Origin of the sequence: Flavobacterium tructae, assembly GCF_002217475.1 — a bacterium.
GTDB classification, from domain to species: Bacteria; Bacteroidota; Bacteroidia; order Flavobacteriales; family Flavobacteriaceae; genus Flavobacterium; species Flavobacterium tructae.
This window is the reverse complement of the sequence record NZ_MUHH01000022.1, coordinates 61,851-75,764: the sequence shown is the minus strand read 5'-3', so window position 1 is coordinate 75,764 and position 13,914 is coordinate 61,851. Positions and strand designations below refer to the sequence as shown.

11 protein-coding genes are annotated in these 13,914 nt (G+C 35.9%); 6 read left to right on the top strand and 5 right to left on the bottom strand.

The window, feature by feature from the left end; genetic code table 11:
* Positions 1-38: 38 nt before the first annotated feature.
* The 3 genes from B0A80_RS10195 (at position 39) to B0A80_RS10185 (ending at position 2,917) form a co-directional block, all read left to right on the top strand.
* Complete coding sequence (locus tag B0A80_RS10195) at positions 39-836, top strand: undecaprenyl-diphosphate phosphatase (protein ID WP_089077227.1); 798 nt, start codon at positions 39-41, stop codon at positions 834-836.
* Positions 836-1,531, top strand: a complete 696-nt coding sequence (gene truB, locus B0A80_RS10190; protein WP_017496232.1) for a tRNA pseudouridine(55) synthase TruB — start codon at positions 836-838, stop codon at positions 1,529-1,531. Before B0A80_RS10195 ends, truB begins: the two co-directional genes overlap by 1 nt.
* A gap of 87 nt (positions 1,532-1,618) precedes the next feature.
* The gene (locus B0A80_RS10185; RefSeq protein ID WP_089077226.1) at positions 1,619-2,917 is read left to right on the top strand and encodes an Ig-like domain-containing protein; all 1,299 of its coding nucleotides are present in this window, start codon (positions 1,619-1,621) and stop codon (positions 2,915-2,917) included.
* A 984-nt stretch (positions 2,918-3,901) separates the two neighbouring features.
* On the opposite strand, the gene B0A80_RS10180 is transcribed toward B0A80_RS10185, so the two are convergent.
* On the bottom strand, positions 3,902-4,639 hold the full coding sequence (locus B0A80_RS10180) for a phytanoyl-CoA dioxygenase family protein (protein ID WP_089077225.1): 738 nt from the start codon (positions 4,637-4,639) through the stop codon (positions 3,902-3,904).
* Position 4,640: 1 nt separating this feature from the next.
* A complete protein-coding gene (locus tag B0A80_RS10175) occupies positions 4,641-5,255 on the bottom strand; it encodes a thioredoxin family protein (RefSeq protein ID WP_089077224.1) in 615 nt (204 codons plus the stop codon).
* Between the two features lie 187 nt (positions 5,256-5,442).
* On the opposite strand from B0A80_RS10175, the gene pyrH reads away from it, so the two are divergent.
* From pyrH to B0A80_RS10160, 3 genes are all read left to right on the top strand, one after another.
* Positions 5,443-6,150: a UMP kinase gene (gene pyrH / locus B0A80_RS10170; RefSeq protein ID WP_017496236.1), complete on the top strand. Its 708-nt coding sequence runs from the start codon at positions 5,443-5,445 to the stop codon at positions 6,148-6,150.
* 238 nt (positions 6,151-6,388) lie between these two features.
* Positions 6,389-6,952, top strand: a complete 564-nt coding sequence (gene frr, locus B0A80_RS10165; RefSeq protein WP_017496237.1) for a ribosome recycling factor — start codon at positions 6,389-6,391, stop codon at positions 6,950-6,952.
* Between the two features lie 118 nt (positions 6,953-7,070).
* Positions 7,071-9,566 carry a DUF5686 family protein gene (locus tag B0A80_RS10160; protein ID WP_089077223.1) on the top strand — a complete coding sequence of 832 codons (2,496 nt, stop codon included), beginning with the start codon at positions 7,071-7,073 and terminating at the stop codon, positions 9,564-9,566.
* 296 nt (positions 9,567-9,862) lie between these two features.
* Here B0A80_RS10160 and B0A80_RS10155 read toward each other — a convergent pair whose 3' ends face one another.
* The 3 genes from B0A80_RS10155 to B0A80_RS10145 form a co-directional block, all read right to left on the bottom strand.
* A complete protein-coding gene (locus B0A80_RS10155; RefSeq protein WP_070906493.1) occupies positions 9,863-12,133 on the bottom strand; it encodes a cation:proton antiporter in 2,271 nt (756 codons plus the stop codon).
* A 298-nt stretch (positions 12,134-12,431) separates the two neighbouring features.
* Positions 12,432-13,151 carry a LytR/AlgR family response regulator transcription factor gene (locus B0A80_RS10150; protein WP_089077222.1) on the bottom strand — a complete coding sequence of 240 codons (720 nt, stop codon included), beginning with the start codon at positions 13,149-13,151 and terminating at the stop codon, positions 12,432-12,434.
* Positions 13,114-13,875 carry a sensor histidine kinase gene (locus tag B0A80_RS10145; protein ID WP_089077221.1) on the bottom strand — a complete coding sequence of 254 codons (762 nt, stop codon included), beginning with the start codon at positions 13,873-13,875 and terminating at the stop codon, positions 13,114-13,116. The genes B0A80_RS10150 and B0A80_RS10145 overlap by 38 nt, the downstream gene beginning before the upstream one ends.
* Between the last annotated feature and the right edge of the window lie 39 nt (positions 13,876-13,914).

The window sequence follows — 13,914 nt, the reverse complement described above, 5'->3', positions numbered from 1 at the left end:
AGAAGTCTAAGGAGTCTAAAATCTAACAATCTTATTAAATGAATACATTACAAGCTATCGTTCTTGCTATTATTGAAGGCATCACTGAATTTTTGCCTGTTTCTTCAACTGGTCACATGATTATTGCCTCTTCCTTTTTCGGAATTGCTCATGAAGATTTCACTAAACTTTTCACCATTGTCATTCAGCTTGGCGCGATACTTTCGGTAGTGGTTTTGTATTTCAAACGATTCTTTCAAACACTTGATTTTTATTTTAAACTTTTAGTTGCCTTTGTTCCGGCTGTGGTATTAGGTTTATTGCTAAGTGATTTTATCGATGGCTTATTAGAAAATCCTGTTACAGTTGCTATTTCTCTTTTAATAGGAGGTTTAATTTTACTAAAAGTTGACGAGTGGTTCAACCATCCAAATACAACTGAAAGCTCTTCTGAAATCACCTATTTACAAGCTTTTAAAATTGGTTTATTCCAGTGTATTGCTATGATTCCGGGAGTTTCAAGAAGCGGGGCCAGTATTGTAGGCGGAATGTCTCAAAAATTATCCCGTACCACAGCGGCAGAATTCTCTTTCTTTTTGGCCGTTCCAACCATGTTGGGTGCGACAGTAAAAAAATGTTATGATTATTACAAAGCCGGATTCGAACTGTCTCACGATCAGATTAACATACTGGTAATTGGAAATGTCGTTGCTTTTATTGTAGCGCTTCTGGCAATCAAATCCTTTATTGGATTTTTGACTAAAAACGGGTTTAAAGTTTTTGGTTACTATAGAATCATTGCAGGAATCATTCTGTTGCTGATTCACTTTTTCATTCATCCTCTTACGATTATATAATGACTCCTGAAGAATATTTAAACGGACAGGTTTTACTGATTGACAAACCTTTAAAATGGAGTTCGTTTCAAGCTGTCAATAAATTAAAATATCTTTTAATTAATAAAGTCGGACTTCCTAAAAAGTTCAAAATTGGTCATGCCGGAACTTTAGATCCTTTGGCAACTGGCCTATTGCTAATCTGCACAGGAAAGTTTACCAAAAGAATTTCCGAACTACAGGGGCAGGCAAAAGAATATACCGGAACATTTTACATTGGAGCTACTACTCCATCTTACGATTTAGAAACCGAAATCGATCAGACTTTTCCAACTGATCATATTGACGAAACACTGATTCATGAAACGGTGAAACAATTTTTAGGTGAAATTGACCAAAAACCACCTATTTTCTCTGCGATAAAAAAAGACGGTGTTCGTTTGTACGAGCATGCGCGTGCAGGAGAAACAGTAGAAATTGCCAGCAGAAAAACGACCATTCATGAATTCGAAATTACCCGAATCGCTTTACCTGAAGTAGATTTCAGAGTGGTTTGCAGTAAAGGTACTTATATTCGCTCTCTGGCTTTTGATTTTGGAAAAGCTATGAATTCCGGATCGCATTTAACGGTTTTACGCCGAACTAAAATTGGCGATTACGATGTGAAAAATGCTATTGATATTACACTTTTTGAAGAAAGTCTTCAGCAGGAATAAAGCATAACTTTTTTTTTCAAGCCCCTTTAAGCAAGGTCGCGTCTTTTTCTTTTTTTGTACTTTAGTCGCAAGATTAAAAACCAAAACATGAAAAACCACTTTCTACTACTATTGTTTGTCTTCACAATCTCATCAAACAGTCAAACCGTTAATCAAAAAATTGTTTCCACTGATATTGATAATTTCTGGAAGGCTTACGATAAAATTGTCGCCGAAAAAGACAGCATCAAACAATACTCTTTTTTAAAAGAACTCTACCTGGACAAAGCTACTCCGGGCTTAAAAAGCTTGCTCGAGGTTCGAAATTATACCGCCAAAGACTACATCAATGCCATAAATAAATATCCTAAATTCTGGAATTCATTAAAACCAAACACTTTAAATTCCGCCGGACTTTATCCGGAAATTGATGCCGACATCAATAAACTAAAACAAGCCTATCCCGATTTAAAACCATCCACTATTTATTTTTCTATTGGTGTATTTCGAACAAACGGAACCATTCAGGAAGATCGTGTTTTAATTGGAAGCGAACTGAGTCTGACAGATGAAACTACCGTTATAGATGAACTTCCAGCCTGGAGACAACCCTTTTACAAAGAATACGAGCCGAGAAAAAACATTGCCCTGCTCTGCACGCACGAATATGTGCATACTCAGCAAAAAGAGCTGGTCGAAGATTTGCTTTTGATGTGCCTTTACGAAGGTGTTGCCGAATTTGTTTCCTGTAAAGTAACCCATAAAAAATCAAGCTCTCCTGCAATTGAATTCGGAAAAAGCAATCAGCAAAAAGTAATCGATCAGTTCATCGCAGATTTGTACATCAAAAGCAACAATTACAACTGGATCTGGGGAGAAAACAGAAACCTTTTAAAAGTTAGAGATCTGGGATATTATGTAGGTTATGAAATTTGCGAACGTTACTACAATGCATCCAAAGACAAAGCAAAAGCAATAAAGACCTTAATTGAACTAGATTACCATAATGAAAAAGAAGTGGCACACATAGTAGATGGTACCAAATTGTTTCCGCAAAATCTAAAAAAATTACGTCAGAATTACGAAAAACAAAGACCTCGCGTTGTATCTGTCTCTGCATTTAAAAATGGAAGTCAAAAAGTAAAATCAGGAGAAACTGAAATCACGATTACTTTTTCGGAACCTTTAAACGGGCGCAGTACAGGTATTGATTTTGGCCCGCTTGGTGAAAACTTTTTTCCAAGAATAAGCACAGAAAGAATCTGGTCATCGGATATGAAATCCTGGACTATAAAAGCGGATTTAAAACCCGGCCAACATTACCAAATTTTAATTTCGGATAATTTCAGAAAACAAAACGGAGTGAGGCTAAAACCTTTTTTAATCGATTTTAAAACTGCGGAGTAAAATTTTAAACCCATTTTAGAAAATACTGAAAGCCCAAAAGCATCAGTATGGTGCAACACACTATAAAACAAATTTAAAAATAAGTAACGTCCTGAAAGAGCAAAGAATTTCAAACCTATTTTATAAAAAAGGCTGAAAGCCTAAAAGCATCAGTATGGTGCAACGCACTATAAAACAGATTTAACAACAAGTAATGCCCTGAAAGGGCAAAAGCAAACAAAGAAACCTGTAGATCAATAAATTTTATCAGAAAACATAACACAAAAGACTGGGTGAGTACTTTTTTCTTTGTCTGTAGTCTTTTACCCTTACAGGGCACAAATAATCATTATCTTCATTCATAGTGCAAAGCACTATGCTATGGCTGGAGCTCTTTCAGAGCAACCTGCCTAAATAACCTTACATGGCGAAGATTCTAAGCTATATTCTAAATCTCTTGTCAGATGCTATTTTTCATTATTTTTCACAGCACAGATTTACATATTGATCAATAAATTCAACATATACAAAAAGAGTCTTGATTATTTTGTCTTGATCTCAAAGTCCAAATATGCTGAATTCAAAAACAAAAAGCACATTACTTCAGGAATCCCCATAGCAATGTGCCAACTTCTTACAAAGTAGTTCTATTTCATAAGCTCTGTTTTTTGAAGTTAATAATGAGATATACTCTTTCCTCCAAACAACAAGCCCGAAACAAAATCGTAAAATCTTTCGAATAACTTTTTCATGATAGTGTAATTTTTAGTTGTTAAACATTAAATAAACACCAATAAAAAGAGTAAATAAGAAAATGAATAATAGAAGTGGGATGACTCCTGCAAGTTACAAAAAATTGAAGCAACACAAAATATTTTAGCATCTTTTTTATTACTAAAATTCTTATTTACAGCGAAATACCCGAAAAATAAGGCTGTTCAACGATTTATTTCTTAAAAACTTAAGGAATCTATTTCAACACTCTTAATCACCATTATCGACTTACTAAATATCAAAAAGCTGTTTGTTTATAAGCTTCTCCAATATTTTTGCTGATGGCAAATTATCCTTATCAATAAAACTTTTCATTACAGGAATATTATCGCAAAAAATGATATCCAGAGAAAATCTATCCTTTCCATAAATACCGCGATGAATCATATTGGCAGAAAAAACCAATAAATCTCCACGATTCAATCTTACAATTTCTCCACGTTTTAAATCGTCACTTTGAAGACGGCCGTTCAAAGAATTTCTAACCTCAAACTCTTCCGGTAAATCCCATTCGCGATGTGTTTTCGGAATCAATTCAATTCCTCGCTCACTTTTCAGGGGAATCCTGAAGTGAACTACATTTTGAGTTTTGATGGCCTTCTTTTGATCTTCAACAGACATTCCTGTATATTGTATGTCACGATGCCAATAATTCTTCTGGGTTTCCTCTTTTGGATCAAAAAAAAGCTGGGTGTTCAAAAAAACAGGCGGTCTAGGAAAGATAACGCTTCGTATTTCTTCAAATTTGGTTTGAGTTATAAATTCAAAAAGACGTGTTTTTTCTTCCTCCTTTAAACAATCTCCCTTGGTCAGACTGTGACTGTTTATAGCCCCTTTTTCATAACTTATTTCATTATCATGCAACCAGATTTCGTGAAATTTAATGAGTACTTTTTCAATAGCTGCCAGTTCATTTTCCGAAAAGAAATCCTTCAGAAACACATATCCGTTTTGCTCAAAATTATTCATATTACTCCCTAATTTCGAGTGCACGCATGATATCCATAAGTTCGTTTTGAGTACTCAAGCCTTTATCAGCCAAATACCACAATTGCAAATCAGTTTTGATTTTTTCATCAATTACGCCAAACTCTTTTTTATAGTTTGCCATTAATTCACTAGCACCTTTTGGTCTGGGTCCCCAGTCAGCGCGGGCTATTCCGGTTTCTTTACAAATCACAATTACTTTTGGAATGGCCCTCCCGCCATTTGTCAGGTATTGATTCATCAGAGGCTCATTCTCATCACGAAAAACGATTCGGAGATCTATTTTTTTATGTGAAGCTAAAGCTATCTTATTAATAATAGGAAGTATTTGTGCCGCGTCACCACACCAGCCTTCAGAAATCACCAGCCAGATATAATTGTGCTTTACCTTTTCTAATTCGGAAACTACCTCATCCGAAACTTTCATGGTTTTCTCCAGTCGGTTCATCCTGGCCTCATTCAGCTTACTGTAATTGGTTAAGCTTTCGGATTGTTCATTGCCTGTTGATTTCCCTTCCAGTAATAAATCGGTAACTATTTTTCGATATTCGGTATACGAATGACTGTTGAATAATGATTTCGCTATGGTACTTTTCATATTTAGTTTTTTTGAGTTGTATAAAATTACAACTTTTAAGAGGACTTAAAGAATGACTTTTGTCACATTCGGAGAAATCCGAAAAAACGGTATAAATTCAAAACGAAAAGAACTATTATTTTTTTTAAAACATTATTTCTAAAAATCAGAATATGTCTATATTTGCACAAATTAACGCAACACAGAAATGAAATATAAAAGAATTCTTCTAAAACTTAGCGGCGAAGCCTTAATGGGTGATTTACAATACGGTATTGACCCTAAAAGATTAGCCGAATATGCTGAAGAGATTAAGCAAATTCACAGTAAAGGAGTAGAAATTGCTATTGTAATTGGAGGAGGAAATATTTTTAGAGGCGTTGCAGGTGCAAGTGCCGGTATGGATAGAGTACAAGGCGATTATATGGGAATGCTTGCTACCGTAATTAACGGAATGGCTTTGCAGGGGGCACTTGAAGACAAAGGAATGAAAACGCGTTTGCAGACTGCTTTGAAAATGGAGTCTATTGCAGAACCTTACATTAAAAGAAGAGCAGACCGTCATCTTGAAAAAGGAAGAATTGTAATTTTTGGTGCCGGAACCGGAAATCCTTATTTTACAACTGATACAGCGGCCGTTTTAAGAGGAATTGAAATCAATGCAGATGTTATCTTAAAAGGAACTCGTGTAGATGGTGTTTATGATTCTGATCCGGAAAAAAATGCATCGGCTGTAAAATTTGATTTTATTTCGTTTGATGATGTTCTTAAAAAAGGACTAAACGTAATGGATACTACCGCTTTTACTTTAAGCCAGGAGAACAAATTGCCAATCGTTGTTTTTGATATGAACAAAATTGGTAATCTTTTGAAAATCTGTGAAGGTGAAAACGTTGGAACAGTAGTTAACATTTAGACTACTTAGATTGTTCGATTGTTGGATTATTCGATTTTTAGAAGTCGTAATAGTTCTAATTTGTCAAAAAAACAGATTGATTAAAGTTTTGAATGCCGTTTTTTTGGAGAATTTCCAATAATCTAAAAATCCAGCCATCTTAAAATCAAAAAAAAGAAATATATTAGTTAGTAAATTAGAGGAGTATTTTCGTTAAAACTTGAAAACCCAATCCTCTAAAATCTAAAAATCTAAAAAAATGACGGAAGAAATAGAATTTATATTAGACAGTACGGAGGAATCTATGAACGGTTCGATTGCGCACTTAGAGAAAGAATTCCTTAACATTCGTGCAGGAAAAGCTTCTCCGGCAATGTTAGGAAGTGTTTTTGTAGATTACTACGGAGCTGCAACACCACTTTCTCAAGTGTCAAAAATTAGCGTTCCTGATGCCAGAACAATTACACTACAGCCTTTTGAAAAAAACATGCTCCAAGTAATTGAAAAAGCAATCATGATCGCCAACATTGGTTTTAACCCAATGAACAACGGAGATGTTATCATCATCAGTGTTCCGCCTTTAACAGAGGAACGTCGTAAAGAACTGGCTAAACAAGCGAAAGCTGAAGCTGAAGATGCTAAAATTGGGGTTCGTAACGTACGTAAGGATGCTAATACCGATATCAAAAAACTAGAAAAAGAAGGAACTTCTGAAGACATTTGCAAATCAGCTGAGGAGCAGGTTCAGAATTTAACCAATACTTACATCAAAAAAATCGATGAATTACTGGCTGCTAAAGAAGCCGAAATCATGAAGGTGTAATTCTATTCAACACAAAATAAAATCCGTTTAGTTAAATTATACTGAACGGATTTTTTTTATTGTTATTTTTGCATACCAAAAGTACAAGTTGTCCGTTTTTGAAACTATAACATTCTCTATGAAGCTATTCTGTTTGTTGACTTTGTTTTTCACGCTTACCATTCAGGCACAATTTCAAATAAACGGAATTGTAACGGACTCTAATAACAAACCGCTTCCTTTTGCTACTATTACAACTTCCGACAGTAATAACACAATTACGGATGTTGACGGAAAGTTTATTCTAAAAGCTCTTTCAAAACCGGAGACTTTTACCGTTTCTTACATTGGTTTTCAAACGAAGACAATTCTAATTACGGACCACAAAACTTTTTACCCCGTTTTTCTTTTTCAAAAAACCGACGATTTGAAGGAGGTCGTGGTTTCAAATGAAAATCCGGCCCTCACGATAATTAAGAAGGTCATTGCGAATAAAAACAAAAACAATCCACAAAAAAAACTGAACAGTTTCGAATACAAAAGCTACAATAAACTTATTGTAACAGCGAATCCTGATTCTATTGACGGCAGAATTGACTCTACAGCCACGTACAAAAATTTCGACAAAAAGCGTATTAATATTGATTCTTCGGATTATAAATTCAAAGAAATAATTAGCAAGCAGCACTTGTTTCAAACCGAGAAAGTTTCACAATACCAGTTTGGCAACAACAAACTGAAAGAAACGATACTGGGAACCAAAATGTCCGGGTTTAAACAACCTATTTATGAGGTTATTGCTTTTAATCTCCAGTCGATTTCGATTTACGATCCGAAATACGAACTGTTTGAAACGAAATACGAAAATCCAATTTCGAATAGTGCTCCTCAAAGTTACAATTACAAAATTCTGGACACGGTAACTATAAAAGGACGTGAAACGTACATGATTTACTTCAAAAACAAACAAAGAAGAAAGTCATCCGGTTTAGAAGGCGTTTTGTATATCGATCAGGAGAACTTTGCTGTAGCTAAAGCGGTAATGCGTATCAAAGGGGTTCTGGACATTAGCGGAATTCATGAATTTGAATACGTACCGAGTGAAAAAATATGGTTCCAAAGCAACACTACCTTTAAAATTGTTAAAGGCAAAAACGATGATGATATTAAAATTTTAGGCGGAACCATTCAGTTTGACGGAGATGTTGAGGATAATTTTGAACCCCGAAAAAAATCGGCTTCCGACTTTACTTATCTGCTATCTGAAAGTAACAATTTTGACATTCACTATAACACTACTGCCCCTATAAAAGATCCGGCACTTTACATTGAAATTAAAGATGATGCCAACAAAAAACCGGAAGCCTTCTGGGAAGAATACAGAAAAGAGGATCTTGACTTAAAAAGCCAGAGAACCTATCAGTTAATTGACAGTCTTTCGATAAAGAAAAGAATCGAAAATCGTTTGGGACTTGGGCGAAAAATCATCAATGGCTATTTCCCGATTGGACCTGTTGATCTGGATTTAAAAAAGATTATCAGCTACAACAATTACGAAGGTTTCAGACTGGGGCTTGGCGGTATTACCAATGATCGTTTTTCTAAAAACTTCAGAATTGAGGGATACTCGGCTTACGGTACAAAAGACGGTCAGCACAAATACAGTCTGGGAGCAGGATTTTTATTGGACAAAAACACCAATACCTGGGTAAACGGATATTATACCGATGATGTTCGGGAAATTGCGAGTACCGTTTTTGCCGTTGACAAACGTGTTTTCAAAATTTACGATCCGCGTCCGATCAACATTAGTACTTTTTATCAATATGTGGGCTGGAAAGCTAATATACAGACCAAAATTATTCCTAAAACGGAAGCCGTACTGGAATTTTCGAGAACTTATGTCGAGCCCAAATTTGATTATCTTTTTAATTACAATGGAAAGCTGTATTCGGATTATATTATGACTACAGCAATGGTTTCGATCGTATGGGCTCCTTTTAGTGCTTTTATGCAAACTCCAACCGGGAGAACTGAAACTGATAAAAGATTTCCAAGGTTTACTTTTCAGTACACACAATCATTACCTAATGTGATGGAAAACGATTTCACTTTTGGGAAAATAGATTTCAAAGCTGAATACGAGAAGAAATACCTAAACGGTCAAAAAACGAGTTTGCTTCTGCAGGGAGGTTATGCTACGGGTGATGTTCCCATTACCCATCTTTACAATACCATGCCCAACAACTTAACAAAGGAAACCATTATCCAGCGTATTACCTTTGCCGGACGAAACAGTTTTGAAACGATGTTTTTTAATGAGTTTTTCTCCAGTCAATATGTCTTCTTTCAACTTAAACATGGTTTTGACCGAATCAGAATCCTCAAAAAAGTACGTCCTTCTTTAGTATTGGTAACGAGAATGGCATGGGGAAATATGGAAAATCCGCAACAGCATGTAGGTCCAATCTATAAAACTTTAGACAGAGGCTTTTTTGAATCCGGAATCGAACTAAACAAAATTTACAAAGGCATTGGTTTCGGCGGCTTTTATCGATATGGCCCGAACCAGTTAATGAAATTTGAGGATAACATTGCCGTTAAAATTTCTTATGTTTTGGATTTGGGGCTATAAATATTAAATTCCAATTCTTTTAAATCCCAAATTCCAATGTGACGTATCGTTTCGTTCCGAAGAAAGGAGTAAACATAACAAAATCCGTGTAAATCAGCGTTTTCGTAAAGCGAATCTGTTTCATCTGCGTGCCTAAAAGAAAAGTCTTAAATTCCAAATTCCAATTGGAGGCTTCGTATTGTTTCAACAGAAAGAGAAAACACAAAGAAGTAAGAAAACAAAAAATCCCAAACTCCAACAAAATTGGGATTTGGGATTTGAGATTTGGTATTTAAAAAAACTGTAATTTAATTCCTCTATGGTTTCAAAATCAATACCGAAGGTGTATTGTTCAACCAGGTACTCTGAGATTCTATTAATTTCTTCCAGCTGTCTAAACTGATAATCATTAAATTTTGAGTTTCTAAAAATTCTTTCTTAATCGTTCGGTCGTGCATGATCATAATGTGATTCGGCGCAATCTGTTCGATAGAACGAATCGTTTCCTGAATATCTCTGGTACTTTTTACTTCCCCACTGGCATCCAGTACGGTAATCTGAGACCCGTTGTTGTTGATTAATTTTTTGGCATAATCAATTAAAAAAGCATCTTCCTTACTAAAAACCGGCATAAAAACCTGATTGATTTCTTCCAGGTTTTTATCAATAAAGATTCCTACCGGCATTTTGCTTTTTGCAATAATATGACGTGTTCTCTCGTCAAAAGGAGAATTTTCAAACAACCCTTCTTTTCCGGTAAACTTATCAATTAAGCGGTCCGGGTTTACGATTCTGGTCGTAAATCCAAGAATTTTCCCCAGTAAGGTTCCTTCAAAAATAGACTGCCCTAATCCGACTAATAATAAATCATATTCTCCCTGATTTGCTGTATCAATAATATCAGTATCAATATCATTTGTTACTTTAAAAACGCTAACCATATTCTGATTCAGACGTTCTGATTCTTCAACCACCGGCAACAACATTTTTCGCTCATGGTCTTTTATATCAAACGAATGTATTTCGGTACTTAACGACAAATGCATGGCGGTCACAATCGAATTATCGGCTTGTTTTTTAACCAGACTGTTGGCCAGTTTAAGCAGTTTTTTTCCTTTCTCAGGTGTTGCAAAAGAAAGCAGAATTTTATACTTGCTTTTATTTCCTATTTCCTGCGGAATGGCGGTTACCTTATCTTTAAATATAAAATCTATTAAATCCAGTGCCGGACCAGTCATAAACGTAGTTACCAAAGCCATAATAACCATCATGGTAAAAATTTCTGTTGACAGAACCCCTAAGTCGTAACCAATGTTTAGAACCACAAGCTCCATCAAACCACGCGTATTCATTAAAGCTCCGATCGCCAAACTGTCTTTCCAGCTTTGTCCGACAAATTTCGCTGCAAAGGCACTTCCGAAGAACTTTCCGGCTACAGCTACTCCAATAATCACAGCGGTTACTTTCCACAAATACGGATCGTTCAACAAACCAATTTGTGTGCGTAAACCGGTAAACACAAAGAACAATGGCAATAAAACGATGATCGCAACATCCTCTACTTTTTCGATAAAAATATTTCTGAAGGTGTTGTTTTCAGGCATAATGGCTCCGGCTAAAAAAGCCCCAAACAAAGCGTGAATTCCGATAAGTTCAGCAGCGTATGCAGAGAACAACAAGGTTAGAAAAAAGATGGCAACCACAGGTTTATTCAAGCTCTCACGTGTTGAATTTAAATCCCCTACACGTTTTAAAAACGGACGAACTATTTTCAGCATGACAATTACATACAATAATGCCAGACCAATTACATACAAAGCACTTGTAAACGAACCTGCTTTTACAATAGCAATTACTACTGCCAAAATACACCATGCCGTAATATCATCGGCAGCGGCACACGTAATGGCGATAGTTCCGAGTTTTGTTTTTTGCATTCCGCGCTCCTGCACTATACGCGCAAGAACCGGAAATGCCGTAATACTCATCGCAATTCCCATAAACAGTCCGAAAGAGGCAAACTCCACCCCAACCGGAGCAAAAGTATGGTAGATAAAATAAGCTAATGAAAGACCCAGGGCAAAAGGGATTACAATACTTGCGTGACTTATAACTACAGCATCATGTGCTTTGTTTTTCAAAACTTTCAAATCCAATTCCATTCCAATCACAAACATGAAAAGAATCAAACCAATCTGACTTAAAAATTGCAGGTTCCCTAAAGATTCTTTTGGAAATAAAGCAGCTGAAAATTCAGGAAAATACATTCCGACCAAAGAGGGCCCTAAAACAATTCCGGCAATCATTTCTCCAATTACGGAAGGCTGTCCTATTTTTCTAAAAAACCACCCGAACAAACGGGCTACTAAAATAATAGTCACGATCTGTGCTAATAAAATAGCCAAAGGATGCTGTAGGTTTTCTATCATCGAGTGAAGAAAATCATTCCAGTGATTACTTTCTATTTTTTTATGAACGACTCCGCGTCCGGCCTCAAGTGAAACCCCTTTTGAAATTACCCAATAGATCAGGCCTGTAAAACCGCCAATAACCGTAATGTAAAACAAGGAGTTTTTAAGATTATTCATAACTCGTTTTTTAGATTTATTGCTGCAAATATCAACACTCCAACTGTAGTGCAAAAGTAAATTTACAGCTAATTTTCAATCCATGTAACAAGTCCGAAAAACTTTGTAATAAGTTAATAACGACATCTAAAACGATTGTGATTCTGAGCGAAGTCGAAAGCTTTTCTAACTAAAAAAGGGGGGGCTTCGACTTCGCTCAGCCTGACACGATTTCGCTCAGCCGGACACAACTTCACTCAGCCTGACACGACTTCACTTAGCCGGACAGGGCTTCGGACTTCGTCCTTAGCGGATCATCTTATAGTTTGACTCTTTTCAGGAAATCGGCACGATAGGTTTCACTTAGAATCAATGCACTGTTTTTACCGTCTTTTTCCTGATGATGCAAAACGATTTCATTGTGATTAAAAAACTTTATTGCCTTTACTGCTACGATTTCCTTTTTGTTGACACGGCAAAAATCGGCTTCGGGAAGTTCCTGTAAAAGCGTGTCGAATTTCACATTTTTTAAGTTCAGAAAACTGCCGTCGGTAAGAAGTACGGTTTTATCACGACTGTCGCTAACTGCCGTTTTGATGTATAGAATCTGATTGAAGTAAAGCAATGTTTTGCCTTTATCTGTATTTAACTGAATGAATTTCTTTGCCGCATCAGGCTTATCAAAACGCTCCAGGGCTTTCGAAATCGCTTTTTGCAAACGTTCGAGTTTTACCGGTTTGGTAATGTAATCTACCGCGTCAATATTAAACGCTTCGGCAGCATACTCTTTGTAAGCGGTGCAAAAGATAACCAGCTTATTGTCCAGCATTTCTGCCAGATGCAAACCGTCGATCCCTGGCATTTCGATATCCGATATTAACAAATCAAAATCGAGATTCGGTATTTCGGCAAGGAGTTTTTCGGGATTGTTAAATGTTTTTACAATTTCCAATTCAGGAATCTGTTCGCAAAGCATTTTCAGATACGTTAAGCCCGGCAGCTCATCGTCCAGCAGCAAGCATTTCAGTTTTGTATTCAAGTAAATCTATTTTTAGATGAGCAATATAAACGTCATTTTCGACAAACCTTTCGAGTTTGAAGTTGTTTTTATAAATAATTCTTAATCGGTGTTCTAAAGTAGCATGACCAAAACCGCTTCGTTCCTTTTTTAAGACTTTTTTATTTGATATCTTATTCGAAACCGTCATAAAAAAAGCATTATCTCTAAACTCAAAAACTACCGAGATAAAGGCATCGGCGCTCTGAAGATCAGCATGTTTAAACGCGTTTTCAATTAAATCAATCGAAATTAACGGTGCCAATAGAGGCTGTTCGTACAATTTGTCTTCTTTATTGATATTGGTTTTGATTTTCAATTCAAAAAGTGGACTGACTTTAATTTTATTGATTTCGATTAAATTGAGTGCAAAGTCAATTTCCTCCCGGGCAGTAACAAATTTCTTTTTGCTCTCATACAGAATATAGTCCAATACGTTGGCCAGTTTATCTAAAGCAAAATACGTTTGGTATGCATGAGATTGTATCGAATTTAAAATATTCTTAAACAAATGCGGATTCAGTTTAGACTCTAAAGTTTCCAACTGCAAGTCATTAACTTTCATCTCGAGTGCATAGAAACTTTTCTCAGCATCGTCCTTTGCCTTTTTGAACTGCAGCAATTGATACATCAAAAAACAGATGATAACGATAAGCAATAAAAGAATCGCCAGAAAAATAAAAGTGATTGTATTGTTTTCTTGCATTGTTTATGTAAAGTTTAAAAGTTTTTTTGCCCACGGGTT